This is a genomic window from Promicromonospora iranensis (assembly GCF_028994775.1).
GTDB lineage: Bacteria > Actinomycetota > Actinomycetes > Actinomycetales > Cellulomonadaceae > Promicromonospora > Promicromonospora iranensis_A.
Map to the genome: position 1 here is coordinate 255,608 of NZ_JAJQMN010000008.1, position 18,442 is coordinate 274,049.

An 18,442-nucleotide genomic window follows, 5' to 3' on the forward strand; every position below is an offset into this window, starting at 1 on the left:
CGGAGCCCGCGCTAGGCGGGCCGCGTCCGGTCGTCCACTCGCCGCGGCAGCGTGAAGACCAGCAGGAAGGCCGCCACGGCGAGCGCGGCGCTCGTGGCCATCGCCATGGTCGCCGCGTGGGCGAAGGCGTCGGCGACGACCTCCGGCGTCGGGCGGCCGGGTGGGAAGCTCAACGACCCGAAGAGCACCGAGCCGACGACGGCGATGCCGGCCGCGGAGCCGACGCGCTGCATGGTGCCGATCACGCCCGAGGCCGCCCCGGCCTGGTCCCGGTCCACCGTGGCGACGATGAACTGGGCGTTCGGGGCGATGAACATGCCGCTGCCGATGCCGCCGACCAGGAGCGGTGCGGCCAGGGTCCAGTGCGTCAGGTCTCCGGTCGGCACCAGCCAGAGCATGAGCCACAGCGACACGAGCCCGAGCGCGACCATGCCGGTGCCGATCACGAGCACCGTCCGGCCCAGGCGGTGTGCCAGGCGTTCGCTCTGCGACGCGCCGACTATCGATCCGAGGGCGAACGGCACCGACACGATCCCGGACGCCAGTGCGGAGTGGCCCAGGCCGGACTGCCAGAAGATCGAGATCGTGAAGAAGATGCTCGTGAACGCCGCGAAGTAGACGAGCGCGAGGATGACGCCACCGGTGAACGCGGCGTGCGCGAACAGGCGGGGCGGGACGAGCGGGTTGCCGCCGCGCGCCGCGACCCGGCGCTCCCAGAACGCGAACGCCACGATCAGCAGCAGCCCGCCCGCGAGGGACGTCCAGGTCCACCACGGCCAGCCGGCGTCCTCGCCCTCGATGAGCGGCACCAGCACGGCGAGCAGCGCTGCCGTGACGATCAGCAGTCCCACGACGTCGACCCCGCGCGCGGACGTGCCGACGACGATCCGCGGCAGCAGCACTATCGCCGCCGCCACGGCGATGACCCCGAAGGGCAGGTTGACGAAGAAGATCGAGCGCCAGCCCTCGTCGTCGCCGAACGCCTCGATGAGCAGGCCGCCGACGATCGGCCCGAGAGCCGTGGAGAACCCGATGGCCGCGCCCATCACCGCGAACGCCTTGCCGCGCGTGCGGCCGGCGAACATCAGCTGGATCAGTGCCGTCACGGCCGGGAAGAAGATGCCGCCGCACAGGCCCTGGACCACACGGGCCACGATCAGCTCGGTTGACCCGGACGCGAGCCCGCACCAGAGGCTGGCGAGCGTGAACCCGGCCAGGCCCACGACGAACACCCACTTGTGGCCCACCCGGTCACCCACCCGGCCGGCCGGGATGAGGGCGAGGCCGTAGGCGAGCGCGTAGCCCGAGATGATCCACGACAGCGTGCCCTCCGACGCGTCGAGCGACGTGCGGATGGTGGGCAGCGCGACGTTCACGATGGTCGTGTCGAGCAGGGCCATCGAGACGCCGAGGATGAGCACGGCGAGCGCGATCCACGAGCTGCGGGGTGTCGCGTCCGGGCTGGCGGACGCGGGGGAGCTGGTCACGGAAGATGCGCCTCTCGGGATACGGGACAACCCGACGATCGTAGGTCCCGGGAAAGCACGAAGGGGTGAATACGTAGGGTGAACGCCATGGATCTGATCTTTCGCGAGGCCGAGCGCGACGACCTCGAACGCATCGTGGAGCTCATCGCCGACGACGCCGCGGCCGCCCGGCGTACCGGTAGCTACGGCGAGCCGCACGGCACGGCCTTCGAGGCCATCGCGGCGAGCCCGGACAACGAGCTGGTGGTTGCGGAGGCCGACGGCGAGGTGATCGGCGTCATGCAGCTGACGTTCATCCCGGGGATCTCGCGCAACGGTGCCTCTCGGCTGCTGGTCGAGGCCGTCCGGGTGAGCCGTGAGCTGCGTGGCCGGGGCATCGGCCGCCTTCTGATGGAGCATGCCCACGAGCGGGGCCGGGCGCGCGGCTGCGTGCTGGCCCAGTTGACGTCGGACAAGCAGCGGCCCGAGGCGCACCGGTTCTACCGCAGCCTCGGCTACGACCAGTCCCACGAGGGCTTCAAGCTCCCGCTCTGACCTCAGACCTTTTCGTCGCCCGGGAGGCTTGCTGCAACGTTCTGCAAGCGTTACAGTCGCGATCGGCTCACACTGGGTCCCGGACGACGAAGGGGTCATCCATGTCTCGCACCGCGCGCCTGCGCCCGGTTCAGTTCCGCCCGCGTCTCCGGCGCGCCGCACGGCACCGCGCGGTAGCGGGGCTGGGCGCCGTCGCCCTGATGGCGTCGCTCGGGCTCGCCGCGTCCACGTCGGCCACGGCGAACACCGCGTCGTCGGCTGTCGCGTCGTCGGCGGCCGCGAACACGGCCGAAGACCGCACCGCCGCCCTCGTGGGGAACCTCCAGGACGAGCTCGGCTGCGCCGCCGACTGGGACCCCGCGTGTGCGGCGACCGAGCTGGTCGCCCAGGGTGACGGCACGTTCGTCGCCGAGTTCGAGGTCCCGGCCGGCACCTACGAGTACAAGGTGGCGCTCGACGACGCCTGGGACGAGTCCTACGGCCGCGACGGAGGTCAGGACAACGCGCCGCTCCATCTCGAAGGAACGGCCCGCGTACGCGTCACCTACGACGACACGACCCACCGGACCGCCCTGACGCCGCTCACGCTCGCGGGTGAGTACACGGAACAGGACGACACCCTGGTCCACGAGCCCGTCCGCCAGCCCGGCAGCGACGAGCGCTTCTACTTCGTGATGACCGACCGGTTCGCCAACGGTGACACCACGAACGACACCGGCGGCCTCGAGGGTGACCGGCTCAGCACCGGCTTCGATCCGGCGGACAAGGGCTTCTACCAGGGCGGCGACCTCGCGGGCCTGCACGAGAACCTCGACTACATCGAGGGCCTCGGCACGACGGCGATCTGGCTCACCCCGAGCTTCCTCAACCGCCCGGTGCAGGGCTCCGGCGCGGATGTGAGCGCCGGGTACCACGGCTACTGGATCACCGACTTCACGCAGATCGACCCGCACCTGGGCACCAACGCCGAGCTCGAGGCGCTGATCGACGACGCCCACGCGCGCGGCCTCAAGGTCTACTTCGACATCATCACCAACCACACCGCCGACGTCGTCGACTACGCCGAGGGCACCTACGACTACGTGGACCAGGCCACGGCCCCGTACACGGACGCCGAGGGGAACCCGTTCGACCCGGCCGACCACGCAGGCACCGGCAGCTTCCCCGAGCTCGACGCCGCCACCAGCTTCCCGTACACGCCGGTCATCGACCCGGCCGACGCGGACCTGAAGGTCCCGGCCTGGCTCAACGACCCCACGCTGTACCACAACCGGGGCAACTCGACGTGGGCCGGTGAGTCGGTGACCTACGGCGACTTCAGCGGTCTCGACGACCTGATGACCGAGCACGGAGACGTCGTGGACGGCTTCGAGGAGATCTACAAGGCATGGATCGACCTCGGCATCGACGGGTTCCGCATCGACACGGTCAAGCACGTGAACTTCGAGTTCTGGGAGGAGTGGTCGGCCGAGATCGAGGACTACGCGCACGCCCAGGGCAAGGACGAGTTCTTCACCTTCGGTGAGGTGTACGACGCCGACGCGGCCAAGACCTCCCCGTACGTGCGCCGCACCGACATGAGCTCGGTGCTCGACTTCTCGTTCCAGGCGGCCGCCACGAGCTACGCCAGCGGCAACAGCGCGCGGCGGCTCGCGGACCTGTACGCCTCCGACGACCTGTACACCACGCCGGACAGCAGCAGCTCGGCGCTGCCGACGTTCCTCGGCAACCACGACATGGGGCGCCTCGGCTACATGCTCGCGGGCACCGACGACCCGCTCGCGCGGGACGAGCTGGCGCACGAGCTCATGTACCTCACGCGCGGCCAGCCGGTGGTCTACTACGGCGACGAGCAGGGCTTCGCGGGCACCGGCGGCGACAAGGACGCCCGGCAGACCCTCTTCGCGACCCAGGTGGACGAGTACGCGGACCAGCCCCTGGTGACGGGGGAGCGGGCCGGGAGCGTCGACCGGTACGGCACCGACGCGCCTCTCTACGAGCACATCGCGGCGCTCGCGGACCTGCGTGAGGAGCACCCCGCGCTCGCCACGGGCGCCCAGATCGAGCGCCACGCCGCCGACGGCGCGGGTGTCTACGCGTTCTCCCGCGTGCACCGCGAGGAGCAGGTCGAGCACCTGGTAGCCGCGAACAACGCGGGCTCACAGCGCACCGTCACCCTCGACACGCTCACCCCGGGCGCTACGTTCGCGCCGTTGTACGGCACCGACACCCCGCTGACGGCGGACGGCGACGGCGCGGTCACGGTGACCGTCCCGGCGCGCTCCGCGATGGTCCTGGTCGCCGACCGGACCGTCGGCGCCGACTCCGCGGGCACCGTCACCGTCGTGCCCGGCACGAATGCCCGCCCGGGTGCCACTGTGTCTGGTGTCGCGCCCGTCGCCGCGGGCATCGACGACGCCTGGGCCGAGACCTCCTTCGCCTGGCGTGCGGTGGGCACCGACGAGTGGCACCACCTCGGCACCGCCGAGGACACGACGCCACGCGTGTTCCACGACGTCGGCCCCGACGGCGCCGCACTGCCCGAGGGCACCCTGGTCGAGTACCGCGCCGTCACCCAGGACGCCGACGGCGACCGCGCCGCGGCCAGTACCTACGCCTCGGTGGGCGTCGACGTGAGCGGTGTGGTGGACGACGGCACCGATCCCGACATCGACATGGTGACCGTCGCCGGTTCGCACAACAGCGAGATGGGCTGCGCCGGCGACTGGACCCCCGACTGCGAGGCCGCCCGCCTCACCCTGGCCGACGACGGCACCTACACCGGCACGTTCGAGCTCCCCGCCGGCTCGTACGAGTTCAAGGTGGCGCTCAACGGTTCCTGGGCCGAGAACTACGGGGCCGACGGCGAACGCGACGGCGCCAACATCCCCTATTCCACCGGTGGCGGCCCGGTCACGTTCACCTGGGACCCGGAGACCAAGGTGCCGACCGTGCAGGTCGGCACACCCGGCACGCCGGGCGAGGGGCAGCAGGCCGCGCACTGGGTCCGCGAGGGCCTGGTCCTGGTACCTGCCGACGGCTTCGGCGCCGGCGACAGGTGGGCGCTGGAGACGGGCGCGGTGGACGCCCCGACGTCGTACGCGCTGGTCCCGGGTGATGCGCCCGGGGACGTGGCCGAGGACTTTCCCCACCTGGCCGGCCATCTCGCCCTGGAGGTCGAGGGCATGGACCGGGCCGCGGCGGCGTCGGCCCTCCAGGGGCCGCTCCGCCTGACCAGGCACGACGGCGAGACGCTCACCGCCGCGACGGGCGTGCAGATCCCCGGTGTGCTGGACGACCTCTTCGCCACCGACCGCGCGCTCGGCGTGACGTGGCGCGGCAGCAAGCACGCGTCATTCACGCTGTGGGCGCCCACGGCCCGTGCGGTGACGCTGCAGGCGTGGCCGGCGGGCGCCCCGCTCGACGGCGAGCCGCGGACCTTCGAGATGAAGCGGCAGCGCGACGGGGCGTGGACGTTCGACGGCAGGCGGGGTCTCGACGAGCTCGACCAGAGGTCCCTGAGCCTGTCGAAGGACGACCAGCGGGGCGGCTGGCAGGGCGCCCGCTACCGGTACGCGGTCGAGGTGTACGTGCCGAGCACCGGCCAGGTCGAGACCAACGTGGTGACCGACCCCTACTCGGTCGGTCTCACGCTCGACTCGACCCACTCGGTGGCCGTGGACCTCGACGCCGCGGACTGGCGGCCGAAGGTCTGGCGCACGACCCCCGCGCCCGTGGTGGAGCGGGCCGTGGACCAGACGATCTACGAGCTGCACGTGCGCGACTTCTCGATCTCCGACGAGACGGTGCCCGAGCGGCTGCGCGGCACCTACGGCGCGTTCGGCGCGAGCCGCTCGGACGGCATGAAGCACCTGCGCTCGCTGGCCGACGCCGGGCTCACCACGGTGCACCTGCTGCCGACGTTCGACATCGCGACGATCCCCGAGGACCGCGCTGACCAGGCGTCCACCGGCGACCTGTCCGGATTCGCCCCGGACGGCACCGAGCAGCAGGCGGCGGTCGCGGAGGCGCAGGCACAGGACGGCTTCAACTGGGGCTACGACCCCTACCACTTCAGCGTGCCGGAGGGTTCGTACGCGGTAGAGGCCGAGGGCGGCGCCCGCGTGGCCGAGTTCCGCTCGATGGTCGGCAACCTGCACCGGGCAGGCCTGCAGGTGGTGCTGGACCAGGTGTTCAACCACACCGCGGCGTCGGGCCAGGACCCGAAGTCGGTGCTGGACCGCGTGGTGCCCGGCTACTACCACCGGCAGAACCCGGTCAGCGGTGCGGTGGAGACCAGCACCTGCTGCCAGAACGTGGCCACCGAGCACGACATGGCGCAGAAGCTGATGGTGGACTCGGTGGTCACCTGGGCCCGCGACTACCGCGTGGACGGCTTCCGGTTCGACCTCATGGGGCACCACTCCCGCGCCAACATGGAGGCGGTCCGGGCGGCCCTGGACGAGCTCACGCTCCGGCGTGACGGTGTCGACGGCAAGAGCGTGTACCTGTACGGCGAGGGCTGGGACTTCGGCGAGGTCGCGGGCAACGCCCGCTTCGAGCAGGCCACGCAGGGACAGCTCGGCGGCACGGGCATCGGTACGTTCAGCGACCGCCTGCGCGACGCCGTCCACGGCGGCTCGCCCGTCGACGGCGCGTCCCTGTTCACGCAGGGCTTCGGAACGGGGCTGTTCACCGACCCGAACGGCAAGGACGCGCGGCTCGGGGATCCGGCGTCGGTCAACGACGGCGGCGACGACGAGGCGGCTGACCTGGCGCACCAGAGCGACCTCGTGAAGCTCGGGCTGGCCGGAAACCTGCGGTCCTACGAGGTCACCACCTCCTCCGGGGAGCGGGTCAGGGGCGACGAGCTGGACTACCGCGGCTCGCCCGCGGGGTACGCGGACTCGCCGGAGGAGGTCGTGACCTACGTGGACGCGCACGACAACGAGACGCTGTTCGACCTGCTCGCGCTCAAGCTGCCCGCCGACACCCCCATGGCGGACCGGGTCCGGATGAACACGGTGTCGCTGGCGACCGCGGCGCTGTCGCAGTCGCCGTCGTTCTGGCACGCCGGCACCGACCTGCTGCGCTCCAAGTCGCTGGACCGCAACTCGTACGACTCCGGCGACTGGTTCAACGCGATCGACTGGTCGGGCCGGGACAACGGGTTCGGGCGCGGCCTGCCGATGGCGGCGGACAACGAGGACAAGTGGCCTTATCAGCGGCCGCTCCTGGCCGACCCCGCGCTCAAGCCCGGCGCCGAGGACATCGCGTTCGCCTCTGCGCAGGCAGCGGAGCTCCTGGAGCTGCGCCACTCGACGGACCTGTTCCGGCTGGGGACGGCCGAGCTGATCGAGCAGAAGGTGACGTTCCCGGGTTCGGGGCCGGACGCGGCACCCGGTGTCATCACGATGTCGATCGACGACCTCGCGGGCTCGTCCGACGTCGACCGGCGGCTGGACGGTGTGCTCGTGGTGTTCAACGCGTCACCGACCTCGGCCACCGTGGAGGTGCCGGAGCTCGCCGGGCGCAGCTACGCCCTGTCGCCGGTGCAGGCCGACGGAGCGGACCCCGTCGTCCGGCAGGCGACGTGGGACCTGGCCAGCGGGACGGTCACGGTCCCTGCCCGGACGGTCGTCGTCCTCACCGATCCGCAGGACTGAAGAGCAGGCTCAGACATCCTGGTCACGGACGAGATCGGCCAGGGCGTTCGTCGCGGCGTTGGTGGTCGCGTCATCGATGGTGAGGTCGGCGGAGGTGAGCATGACGGAGCTATAGACACCGTAGATGCACGACTGTGCCGTAATGGCCTGTGGGTCCTCCCGGGTCGGGATGTAGTTGACGACGGTGGTCATTCCCGGCTTGTTCTGTGCCTGCTCGACCATGACGGAGAACAGTTCGCAGGCGGACGCCGGGTCGACGCCCTCCGAGTCCAGCAGCTCGGCGGCATCGTCAAGCTTCTTCTGGTTGTCCGGACCGAGAGCTCCGGACAGCCGCAGCTGGTTGATGACGTCCGGCATGCTGTTCGCCCACTGACCCGCAGAAACTTGGATGACCTGGACTCCGAGGTCATTGTCACCCCACTGGCAGCCTGGAAGATGTCCACCCACTGACACCGCCCGATATGTTTCGATCGGCGTGCCCGCAAGGGTGGCGATCGCCCCGGGGTCGAGGAGGCCGCACGGATCAGTCCCCTCGGTGGACGCTGAAGGCGAAGCGGAACTGATGGGTGCGCCGTCCGGTGCGGCGGTGGACCGAGTGGCCGTGTCGGGTGTGGCCGAACACGAGGCGAGCAGGCAGATCGCGGCAGCGGACAGAACTGTCGCGACGATTCGGGGGCGCATCCGCGAAGTCAAGCAGATGCCGGACGAGTCAGAACCAGCCCTCAAAGTTGACAGCGCTGACAATTGCTCCGGAGAGTCCCTTGACTACGGCACTCCGGGGGTGAATCGTGTGCCTCAGCTTGTCCGGCAAGGTTGCTGGACTTCGCACGACGCAAGGGAGCTTCATGCGCACGGCACGATTCTTCATCGCACCCGTCACGGCAGCGGCACTCGCCCTCTCGCTCGGTGCCTGCGGCTCCGGTGGGGGTGGCACCGACGATGGCACGATCAAGGTCGCCTACCAGAAGTTCGGCAACTTCACGCAGGCGGACGAGCTGTTCAAGGACGTCAAGGCGGACTTCGAGGAGGCGAACCCGGACATCACCGTCGAGCTCGTGCCCATCGAGGCACAGCAGAACGACTACTTCACCAAGCTGGCGCTCATGAACCGGTCGCCCAGCACCGCGCCCGACGTCATGTACGAGGACACGTACATGATCAAGTCGGACGTCGAGGCCGGGTACCTGGCACCGCTGGACGACTACCTCGCCGAGTGGGACGAGTGGGACCAGTTCGTCGACAGCGCCAAGGAAGCCGGCGCGGGTGACGACGGCAAGACCTACGGCGTCTCCATGGGTACCGACACCCGCGGTCTCTGGTTCAACAAGGACGTGCTCGCCAACGCGGGCCTGCCCGAGGACTGGGCGCCGACGTCCTGGGACGAGCTGCTCGAGGCGGCCCGGGCGATCAAGGAGTCCGACCCGGACGTGATCCCGTTCAACATCTACTCCGGCAAGCCACAGGGTGAGGCCGCGGTGATGCAGGGCTTCGAGATGCTGCTGTACGGGACCGGCGACACCCTCTACGAGGACAGCAAGTGGGTGCTCGGCTCACAGGGCTTCGTCGAGTCCCTCGAGTTCCTCGAGACCGTGTTCTCCGAGGGGCTCGCCCCCACCCCGCAGCAGGCGCTCGACACCAACATCGGCAACACGGTCCAGGCCGAGTGGCTGCCCCAGGGCAAGGTCGGCATCGCGCTCGACGGCTCCTGGGTGGCGGGCAACTGGCTCGAGTCCGGCGTCGCACCGTGGCCCGAGTGGTCCGAGAAGATGGGCACCGCGCCCATGCCCACGCAGGACGGCCAGGAGCCGGGTGCTGTGAGCATGTCGGGTGGCTGGACCCTCGCCATGGGCGCCGGCTCCAAGAACCCGGACGCGGCGTTCGAGTTCATCTCGATGGCCCTGAACCGCGAGAACTCCCTCTGGTTCGACGTCGCGAACAGCCAGATCGCGGTGCGGACCGACGTCGCGGAGGACCCGGAGTACACCAAGTCCAACCCGACCACCGAGTTCTTCACCGACCTGGTCGACGTGACCCACTTCCGGCCCGCCACCTCGGACTACCCGAAGGTCTCCAACGAGATCATGGTCGCCATGGAGGCGGTCATGACCGGGCAGCAGACACCTGAGGAGGCGGCAGCCGCCTACGACGAGGCGGTCGTCGGCATCGTCGGCGAAGAGAACACGACCCAGGGCTGACCCGATGGCTCTCACGTCCCGCGGCGCGGCGCGGGTGGTTCCACTCGCGCCCGCCGTCGTTCTCCTTGCGCTCTTCATGCTGGGCCCTGTGGTGTGGTCGTTCTACGGCTCGTTCACGAACGCCTCGCTCACCGGCCCTGCCGCTCTCAACCCGGAGTGGATCGGGCTCGACAACTACGCGGCCCTGATCGGCGACCCGGACTTCCCGAAGTCGCTCTGGCTCACCGTCGTGTTCGTGTTCCTCTCCGCCGTCGTGGGCCAGAACGTGATGGGCATCATGCTGGCGGGGCTGCTGCGCTCAGCGGTCAAGCCGGTGCGGTCCATCGCCTCGACCGTCGTCGTCGCCGCGTGGGTGCTCCCCGAGATCGTCGCCGCCTTCGCCGCGTACGCGTTCTTCCACTCCGAGGGCACGCTCAACACCATGCTCGGCGGCCTCGGGATCACCGGGCCCGACTGGCTCTACTCCACCCCGATGCTCGCGGTGATCATCGCCAACATCTGGCGGGGCACCGCCTTCTCCATGATGGTCTACTCGGCGGCACTCGCCGAGGTGCCGCCGGAGCTCACCGAGGCGGCACAGCTCGACGGTGCGAACGGGATGCAGCGCCTGGCCTGGGTGACCCTGCCCGTCATCCGGCGCAGCATCTCGACCAACCTCATGCTCACCACGCTGCAGACCCTGTCGGTCTTCACCCTGATCTACGTGATGACCGGCGGTGGTCCGGGCACGGACAGCTCGACGCTGCCGATCCTCGCGTACCAGGAGGCGTTCAAGTTCGCGCAGGTCGGGTACGGCACGGCCATCGCGACGGTGATGATCATCGTGGGCGCGGTGTTCTCCGTGATCTACATCCGCGCGCTCCGACCGGAGGTGGACTGATGACCGCCCAGACGACGGCGCCCGTCGTGCAGGCGAGGCGTAGCGGGACGGTCGGCCAGCTGGCGGGACCGCGCGTCAAGGCGACCAAGGTGGCGGCGAACCTGGTGCTGCTCGTGATCGCGCTGCTGTTCGTGCTCCCGATGGCATGGGTGCTCGTCGCGTCGTTCGACGCGAGCGCGACGCTCTCCTTCGGTCTGCCCGACGCCGTCACGACCGCCAACTTCTCGGCGATCATGACGCCGGAGCTGACGTGGCTGCCGCTGTGGAACGCGTTCGTGCTGTCGGCGGGCTCGGGGGCCATCACGGTGGTCGTCGCGGTGCTCGCGGCCTACCCGTTGTCGCGGTACCGCATGCGGTTCGGCAAGTACTTCCTGTACTCGGTGCTGTTCGGGACGTGCCTGCCGATCACGGCGATCATGGTCCCGGTGTACGCGCTGTTCGTGCAGCTGAACCTGCTGGACTCACTGCCGGGGACCATCTTCTTCATGGCCGCCACCTCGCTGCCCATGGCGATCTGGATGACCAAGAACTTCATGGACTCGGTGCCGATCTCCCTGGAGGAGGCGGCCTGGACGGAGGGCGCCTCGGCGATGCAGGCCCTGCGGCGCGTGGTGCTGCCGCTCATGCGGCCGGGCATCGCCGTGGTGTTCATCTTCGTGTTCGTGCAGGCATGGGGGAACTTCTTCGTCCCGTTCGTGCTGCTGCTCTCCCCGGAGAAGCAGCCGGCGGCCGTGAGCATCTTCGCGTTCTTCGGGCAGTACGGGTCAGTCGCGTACGGTCAGCTCGCGGCGTACTCGCTGCTCTACGCGGCGCCGGTGCTCGGGCTGTACGTGCTGGTCACCCGCATCTCGGGCTCGGCCTTCGCCCTGGCGGGAGCGGTCAAGGGCTGACGGCGCAGCCCAGGCTCCCCGCGCAGCCCAGCGATTGGGCCCGAACTTGCGCCGAGTTCGGGCCCAATCGCTGGGCTGCGGCGCGCCCTCGCCTCTCGCGTCCGGCTGCTCGGGCGTCACCGCGGATCGCACGTGTGCACGTGCGGCGTCAGCGGAAGACGACCGTGCGGCGGCCGTCCAGGAGCACCCGTCGCTCCGCGTGCCAGCGGACGGCGCGGGCGAGCGTGCGCCGCTCGACGTCCTCGCCGATGCCCACGAGGTCCTCGACCGTGCGGGAGTGGTCCACGCGCTCGACGTCCTGCTCGATGATCGGGCCCTCGTCGAGGTCGCCCGTCACGTAGTGGGACGTGGCGCCGATGATCTTCACGCCGCGGTCGTGGGCCTGCCGGTACGGCCCGGCGCCCTTGAACGACGGCAGGAACGAGTGGTGGATGTTGATGATCCGCCCGCTGAGGTCGCGGCAGAGCTCGTCGGACAGGATCTGCATGTACCGCGCCAGGACCACCACCTCGACGTCCAGCTCCTCGACCAGGCCGCGGAGGGTCGCCTCCGCCTCCGCCTTGGTGCCCTTGGTGACCGGGACGTGGTGGAACGGCTTGCCGTAGAACGTGGCGATGTCCTCGAGGTCGCGGTGGTTGCCCACCACGCCGACCACCTCGATCGGCATGCGCTGCGACCGCTCGCGGTACAGCAGGTCGACGAGGCAGTGCGCGGCTTTCGACACCATGACGAGCGTGCGGATGCGCCGGCCCACGACGTCGAGCGTCCACGTCATGTCGAACCGGCCGGCCATCTGCGACATCGCCGCCGTCAGCTCGTCGCGGGACGCTGTCGACTCGACCTGCACGCGCATGAAGAACAGGCCCGACGTCGGGTCCCCGAACTGCTGCGACTCGGTGATGTTGCCACCGTGCTCCGCGAGCATCCCCGCGACCGCGTGCACGATTCCCGGCTGGTCCGGGCAGGACAGGGTGAGGATCCAGTGGGTGGCCGCGGTCGCGTCGTTCATGGGGGGAGGCTAACCCGCCACGGCCGGCGCGGCTGGGCCGTCCGCGGTGAGCTGCTTGCGCATGACCCACCGCCGCCGGCCTCCACTGACACCGCCGGTCTCGGCAGCGCGTTCGAAGCCCGCCGCCTCGAACATGCCCACGGTCCCGACGTAGCCGCTGATCACGTCGACCCGATCAGGGCCGACGTCGGCCGGGTAGCCCTCGATCACCTCGGCGCCGTGCGCCCGGGCATGCTCCACCGCTCCGGCGAGGAGGTGATGCATGAGCCCGCGCTTGCGGTACCCGGCGCGGACGACGAAACACACCGCTGCCCACGCGTCCCGGTCGTCGACGAACGGGATGGTGCGGCTGCTCATGAGCCGGCGATACGTGGACCGGGGCGCGACCGAGCACCAGCCCGCCACGACGTCGTCCACATAGACCAGCACACCGGGGCCGGGGTCGGTCTCGCAGAGGTCGCGCATGTACCCGGGCCGCTCCTCGGGGGGTACCCGGCTGTCCCGGTACGCCATGCACCAGCAGCCCTTGCCGCCGGGTTTCTTGACCCCCACCACCTCGTAGAAGTCGTCGTACCTGCCGACGGCGGGCCGCACCTCGATGCGCCCACCGGCGACCGCCGACTGCTGGGCTCCTCGATTCCCCATGACCGCAACTTACGCGGCGCCACTGACACGGCCGTCTGGCACGCGGTCACCGTCGACCTGGGTGCGCCACCTCTGACACCATGGACCCATGAGCAACTCCACCACGACGATCGCGCTGGTCGAGGACGACCATGCGGGCGAGCTTCTCACGCTGCGGCGCGCCGCGTTCGTGACCGAGGCCCAGCTGTACGACGACCCCCACATCCCGCCGCTGACGCAGACGCTCGCGGAGCTCCGGGAGGACCTGGCGCGGGACGACGTCGTCACGATCGGGGCGTGGGAAGGTCACCGGATGATCGGCTCGGTGCGCGTCGAGATCGAGGACGAGAAGGCGACGCTCGGCCGCCTCGCCGTCGCCCCGGACAAGCAGGCCCGTGGCATCGGCACCGAGATGCTCTTCGCGGTGCTCCCGTACCTGCCGGAGCAGACCAAGGAGATCTGGGTCTTCACCGGCAAGGACTCCAAGCAGAACCTCGCGCTGTACACGAAGCACGGCTACGAGGAGCAGTACGACAAGGCCGCCGGCGACCTGACGTACACCTACCTGCGCCGGGTGCTCGGCGCGGCGGGCGCACGGCCGGTGCTGCCCGAGCAGCCGGTGTCGCAGGACCAGTAGCTCAGTAGCCCCAGGCGTGGAAGGACTCGATGTCCATCCACGCGTCGAACCGGGGGCTCTCGCGGTCCGGGTACGGGTTGCCCCCGTAGTGGATCGAGAGCCGGTCGATGCCGGCCAGGGTCTCGTCCGGCGTGATCGTCACGCGGCCCTGGAGGCTGATGTGCCGGTACCAGCTCTCGCCGTCGAGCACCGTGAGGGAGACGCGCGGGTCCGCGCGCAGGTGCTCGAGGCGCTTGCGGGTGCCGTCGAGGTTCAGCAGCACCCGCCCGTCGTCGTACAGGTACCAGGTCGCCACGGACACGGGCGCACCGTCGGGCCGGACGGTCGCCATGACGGCGGGGTTGGGCTGCGCGAGGATGCTCGCGATCTTCTCGGGGATCGGGGGCTTGGCCACAGGGTGCTCCTTCGACGTCGGACGGTCCGAGCAGCCAATCAGGTATCGAGGCGCACGCCAAGCGCATCGAGCGACCGGAGCAGCATGTTGCGTCGCCCGCCCCGGTGGTCAGCCTGGTCCAGCGCCTTGTGGACGGCCCGGATCTCCGCCGCGGCCACCGGCTCCGGCGGGAACGGCACCGGCGTGCGCCGCACGGTCGGGAGCGCCGTGCGCTCGGTGCCCGGGGAACCGTCCAGGACGTCGAACCGGTCGAGCATCACCTGGGCGGCGAAGTGGCTGGCGGCGACGCCGAGCCCCGCGAGACCGGCGGCGTGCTGGACACGGCCGCCCGCTGCCTGGCCGAACCAGACCCCCGACCGGGTGGGCGTGTCGACGGCGCCCGACCACCGGTGCGTCAGGCGGACGCCCTCCAGCTGGGGGAACGTCGTCAGCAGGTGCTCGGCCAGTCGTCGGAACGTCCGGGTGCGGTCCTCGTACGTCCTGCTCACGCGCCCGCCGAGGTGGTAGCCGGCGTCGTGCCCGCCGAAGACGATCCGGTCGTCCGCCGTCAGGCGGTAGCGGTGCGACCGGTTCGCCAGGTCGGCGAGCCCCTGCCTCCCACGCCAGCCGATCGCCCGCAGCAGGTCGGCGGACAGCGGCTCCGTGGCGACCGCAGAGACGTAGAGGGGCACCGTGTGCCTGCGGTAACGCCGCAGCAGGGACGGGAACGCGCTGGTCCCGAGCAGCACGCGGGCGGCCCGCACGGTCGCCTCTCCGGCGTGCGAGAGCGTGTGCAGGACGGCGTCGCCCGGCGCGCCGCGGCCCGGAGGGGTCAGCCCGGCCACCCGGGTCTGCTCGAAGATCTCCACACCGAGCTCGGTCGCGGCCCGCGCCAGCTCGGTGGCCAGGCGTGCGGGATGCACCAGCGCGGCGGCGTCCGGCCGGACAAGCCCCGCCTCATAGGTGGGGCTCGCGATCTCGGCGCGGACCTTCGCCCGGTCGAGGAACGTGTGCGGGAGGCCGGCGCGCGCTGCCCGGGCGGCGGCGTCCAGCAGCCAGTCGGTCTGGTGCGGTTCGAGGGCGAGGTCGACCAGGCCCGTGCGTTCCCACTGGCAGTCCAGGCCCAGGGTGTCCACCGCCGTCCCGATGGCCGTGAGGTTCTCCTGGCCGAGACGGGTCAGGAGGCCGGGTTCGTCGGAGCCGTCCGGCACGTCCGGCGGGCGTCCGTCCCCGTGTCCGTGTCCGTGCGCGAGGCTCGCGCCGCAGAACCCACCGTTCCGGCCGGACGCCGCCCACCCCACCGACCTGGCCTCGACCAGCACCACCCGCGCTCCGGGATGCCGCTGCTTCGCGCGGAGCGCCGACCAGAGCCCCGTGTAGCCGCCGCCGACCACCGCGATGTCGGCCCGGGCAGGGGCGGACAGCGCGGGGTAGGTGGCGCGCTCACCCAGGTCGTCCAGCCAGAACACCGCGTGGCGCGTCCCGCCCAGGGCGTGGTCGACGACCGACCTGGCCGGGACGTTGCGCTCGAAGACGGTCTGCTGGAGACGTGCCATGCCGCGAATCTAGCCAATCTGTGGTCACTGCCGGTTTCGCCGGGGTGAGCGGCAGATGACAGTGCAGGTCAGCCACCGAGGCAGATCGTCTCGTAGCTGCGCTGCGCGTCGAAGCCGAGCTCGAGCTCGTCCTTGGTCCCTGCGGGGCACTTGCCGCCGGCGACCGTGAGTCCGGTGACCTCGCGCGCGCCGTCCGACGAGCACGCCACCTCGCGGCCGTCCTTGTCCACGCAGTCGCCGATCAGGAGCTGGCCGCCGCCCATCCCGGGGTCTCCCGGGTGGTCGTCGGACAGGTTGCGGGCGCAGACCGCCTGCGTGTCCCCACCGGCGTTGCCGTCCTTCTGGAAGATGACGTCGGTCCCGCTCGGGCAGTGCGCCTGGCCCACCGACACGGCGTCCTGGATCTCGAGGACCGTGACGGTGGCGTCAGCATCGTCGCAGGTCAGCGGGCGATAGGTGTCCGCGGCTGTCGGGTCCGGCCCGGCGCACGACTCGACCGCCCAGGTCGCGGTGGTCTCCTCGGTGCCGTCCGGCCCGAAGAAGTAGATGCCGACGGCGGCGATGACGCCCGCGGCGATGAGGAACGCGACGATCGACCAGATCCAGTCGCGCCTGCTGGGGCTTCTGCGCCCGTCGCCGCCACCGGACCTGGCGGGGTCTGCGGGCCGGTCGGGAGCCGACGGCACCTGGCCCGAGCCGGGGCGCGTGGGGAACTGGCCGGACTGGAACTGGCCGGACTGGAACTGGCCCGACTGGGACCGATCGGACGAAACCTGGCCTGGCTCGAATTGCCCTGACTGGGGTCGACGACCGTTCAGCGGTGGGCCGTTCGGCGTCCGGCGTGGCTGGCCGCCGGTCCACTGTCGGCTGTTCTGGCGGCGCTGGTCTGACTGGTGTTCCGGAACACCTGCGTCCGGTGACACGGGGGAGGGCATGGTCGGCACCATAGCGACGTCCGGGTGAATCGCGAAAGGGTCTCAGGTACTTTCGTTGCAATTTCGCGCCTCGTGGTCCAGAGCCGGTTCGTGGGGCGGGTGCCGGACCCGTGCTGGGCGCCGGGCATCGGGCATCGGGCACGGGCTCCTACCGCCGCTGCTACGATCTTCGGGTCGCGACTGGCGTCAGGTGGATCACCACCGGGGAGCGACGAGTCATGCCGACGAGGGGTCGTTCGCCTGGGCCCCGGGTCACCTCGTGAAAGGTGTGCGCCCGGGCAGACATGTCGCGGCGCGTGTGCTTTCCACCGCCGTCCGACCATCCCCGTCCCGCATGAATCGAGGAGCTATGAGCGCATCGACTCCCGACCCGCTCTCCACCCCGCTCGCTGAGCTCGACCCCGAGATCGCCGCCGTCCTGGACGGAGAGCTGGCCCGCCAGCGCGACACTCTCGAGATGATCGCGTCCGAGAACTTCGTGCCGCGCGCTGTCCTGGAGGCCCAGGGCTCGGTCCTGACCAACAAGTACGCCGAGGGCTACCCCGGCCGCCGTTACTACGGTGGCTGCGAGCAGGTCGACATCGCGGAGAACCTTGCGATCGCCCGCGCCAAGGACCTGTTCGGTGCTGAGCACGTGAACGTCCAGCCGCACTCCGGGGCCCAGGCCAACGCGGCGGTGCTGCACGCCCTGATCAACGCCGGTGACAAGATCCTCGGCCTCGAGCTGGCCCACGGTGGCCACCTCACGCACGGCATGAAGATCAACTTCAGCGGCAAGCTGTACGACGTCGGCGCCTACGGCGTGGACCCGCAGTCCTACCGCATCGAGATGGACGAGGTCCGCAAGAAGGCGCTCGAGCACCGGCCCGACGTCATCATCGCCGGCTGGTCCGCCTACCCCCGCCAGCTCGACTTCGCGGCCTTCCGCGAGGTCGCCGACGAGGTCGGCGCCAAGCTCTGGGTGGACATGGCGCACTTCGCCGGGCTCGTCGCGGCAGGGCTGCACCCGTCGCCCGTGCCGTACGCCGACGTCGTCTCCTCGACCGTGCACAAGACCATCGGCGGACCGCGCTCCGGCTTCATCCTCTCGAAGCAGGAGTACGCCAAGAAGATCGACTCCGCCGTGTTCCCCGGCCAGCAGGGCGGCCCGCTCATGCACGTGATCGCCGCCAAGGCGGTCTCGTTCAAGGTCGCGGCGACCGAGTCGTTCAAGGACCGCCAGGAGCGCACGCTGCGTGGCGCCTCGATCATCGCGGAGCGGCTCTCGCAGCCCGACGTCGCGGCGGCCGGCGCGTCCGTCCTGACCGGCGGCACCGACGTCCACCTGGTGCTCGTCGACCTGCGGAACTCGGACCTCGACGGCCAGCAGGCGGAGGACCTCCTGCACGACGCCGGGATCACCGTGAACCGCAACGCCGTCCCGTTCGACCCGCGTCCGCCGCGTGTCACCTCGGGCCTGCGGATCGGTACGCCGGCGCTCGCCACGCGCGGGTTCGGTGACGCCGAGTTCACCGAGGTCGCCGACATCATCGCGACGGCGCTCAAGAACGGCGCGACGACGGACGTGGACGCCCTGTCCGCCCGTGTGGCGAAGCTGACGGCCGAGTTCCCCCTCTACCCGGGTCTCTGACAATTCCGTTGAGTGCTGGGTATTTG

General features: G+C 70.6%; 14 protein-coding genes and 1 riboswitch. Of the genes, 7 read left to right on the plus strand and 7 right to left on the minus strand.

What is annotated here, in order from left to right; genetic code table 11:
- Positions 1-11: 11 nt before the first annotated feature.
- Positions 12-1,487 (minus strand): MFS transporter, encoded by a 1,476-nt coding sequence (locus LUU90_RS16910; protein ID WP_275004766.1) that lies wholly within the window; start codon positions 1,485-1,487, stop codon positions 12-14.
- Positions 1,488-1,574: 87 nt separating this feature from the next.
- On the opposite strand from LUU90_RS16910, the gene LUU90_RS16915 reads away from it, so the two are divergent.
- Together LUU90_RS16915 and pulA are read left to right on the plus strand one after the other, a co-directional pair.
- Complete coding sequence (locus LUU90_RS16915; RefSeq protein ID WP_275004767.1) at positions 1,575-2,021, plus strand: GNAT family N-acetyltransferase; 447 nt, start codon at positions 1,575-1,577, stop codon at positions 2,019-2,021.
- A gap of 101 nt (positions 2,022-2,122) precedes the next feature.
- Positions 2,123-7,687, plus strand: a complete 5,565-nt coding sequence (gene pulA / locus LUU90_RS16920) for a pullulanase-type alpha-1,6-glucosidase (RefSeq protein ID WP_275004769.1) — start codon at positions 2,123-2,125, stop codon at positions 7,685-7,687.
- Between the two features lie 9 nt (positions 7,688-7,696).
- Here the strand turns inward: pulA and LUU90_RS16925 are convergent, their stop codons facing one another.
- On the minus strand, positions 7,697-8,368 hold the full coding sequence (locus LUU90_RS16925; RefSeq protein WP_275004771.1) for a hypothetical protein: 672 nt from the start codon (positions 8,366-8,368) through the stop codon (positions 7,697-7,699).
- 164 nt (positions 8,369-8,532) lie between these two features.
- Here LUU90_RS16925 and LUU90_RS16930 point away from each other — a divergent pair, with 164 nt between their 5' ends.
- The 3 genes from LUU90_RS16930 to LUU90_RS16940 are packed head-to-tail and all read left to right on the plus strand — an operon-like array spanning position 8,533 to position 11,652.
- Positions 8,533-9,882, plus strand: a complete 1,350-nt coding sequence (locus LUU90_RS16930) for an extracellular solute-binding protein (protein WP_275004773.1) — start codon at positions 8,533-8,535, stop codon at positions 9,880-9,882.
- Positions 9,883-9,886: 4 nt separating this feature from the next.
- Positions 9,887-10,762 (plus strand): carbohydrate ABC transporter permease, encoded by an 876-nt coding sequence (locus LUU90_RS16935; RefSeq protein WP_275004774.1) that lies wholly within the window; start codon positions 9,887-9,889, stop codon positions 10,760-10,762.
- On the plus strand, positions 10,762-11,652 hold the full coding sequence (locus tag LUU90_RS16940; RefSeq protein ID WP_275004776.1) for a carbohydrate ABC transporter permease: 891 nt from the start codon (positions 10,762-10,764) through the stop codon (positions 11,650-11,652). The genes LUU90_RS16935 and LUU90_RS16940 overlap by 1 nt, the downstream gene beginning before the upstream one ends.
- A 148-nt stretch (positions 11,653-11,800) precedes the next feature.
- Here the strand turns inward: LUU90_RS16940 and purU are convergent, their stop codons facing one another.
- Both purU and LUU90_RS16950 read right to left on the minus strand, forming a co-directional pair.
- Positions 11,801-12,661, minus strand: coding sequence for a formyltetrahydrofolate deformylase (gene purU, locus LUU90_RS16945; protein WP_275004778.1), 861 nt, complete (start codon positions 12,659-12,661; stop codon positions 11,801-11,803).
- 9 nt (positions 12,662-12,670) lie between these two features.
- The gene (locus LUU90_RS16950) at positions 12,671-13,306 is read right to left on the minus strand and encodes a GNAT family N-acetyltransferase (protein WP_275004780.1); all 636 of its coding nucleotides are present in this window, start codon (positions 13,304-13,306) and stop codon (positions 12,671-12,673) included.
- A gap of 88 nt (positions 13,307-13,394) precedes the next feature.
- Here LUU90_RS16950 and LUU90_RS16955 point away from each other — a divergent pair, with 88 nt between their 5' ends.
- Entirely contained in the window at positions 13,395-13,922 is a 528-nt protein-coding gene (locus LUU90_RS16955) for a GNAT family N-acetyltransferase (RefSeq protein WP_275004781.1), read from the plus strand.
- A gap of 1 nt (position 13,923) precedes the next feature.
- Here the strand turns inward: LUU90_RS16955 and LUU90_RS16960 are convergent, their stop codons facing one another.
- From LUU90_RS16960 to LUU90_RS16970, 3 genes are all read right to left on the minus strand, one after another.
- Positions 13,924-14,316, minus strand: a complete 393-nt coding sequence (locus LUU90_RS16960) for a PPOX class F420-dependent oxidoreductase (RefSeq protein ID WP_275004783.1) — start codon at positions 14,314-14,316, stop codon at positions 13,924-13,926.
- A gap of 38 nt (positions 14,317-14,354) precedes the next feature.
- Positions 14,355-15,851: an NAD(P)/FAD-dependent oxidoreductase gene (locus LUU90_RS16965; protein ID WP_275004784.1), complete on the minus strand. Its 1,497-nt coding sequence runs from the start codon at positions 15,849-15,851 to the stop codon at positions 14,355-14,357.
- Positions 15,852-15,919: 68 nt separating this feature from the next.
- Positions 15,920-16,537, minus strand: a complete 618-nt coding sequence (locus LUU90_RS16970) for a hypothetical protein (RefSeq protein ID WP_275004785.1) — start codon at positions 16,535-16,537, stop codon at positions 15,920-15,922.
- A gap of 415 nt (positions 16,538-16,952) precedes the next feature.
- Positions 16,953-17,039, plus strand: a riboswitch (ZMP/ZTP riboswitch).
- Positions 17,040-17,135: 96 nt separating this feature from the next.
- On the opposite strand from LUU90_RS16970, the gene glyA reads away from it, so the two are divergent.
- On the plus strand, positions 17,136-18,416 hold the full coding sequence (glyA, locus tag LUU90_RS16975) for a serine hydroxymethyltransferase (protein ID WP_275004787.1): 1,281 nt from the start codon (positions 17,136-17,138) through the stop codon (positions 18,414-18,416).
- Positions 18,417-18,442: the final 26 nt, after the last annotated feature.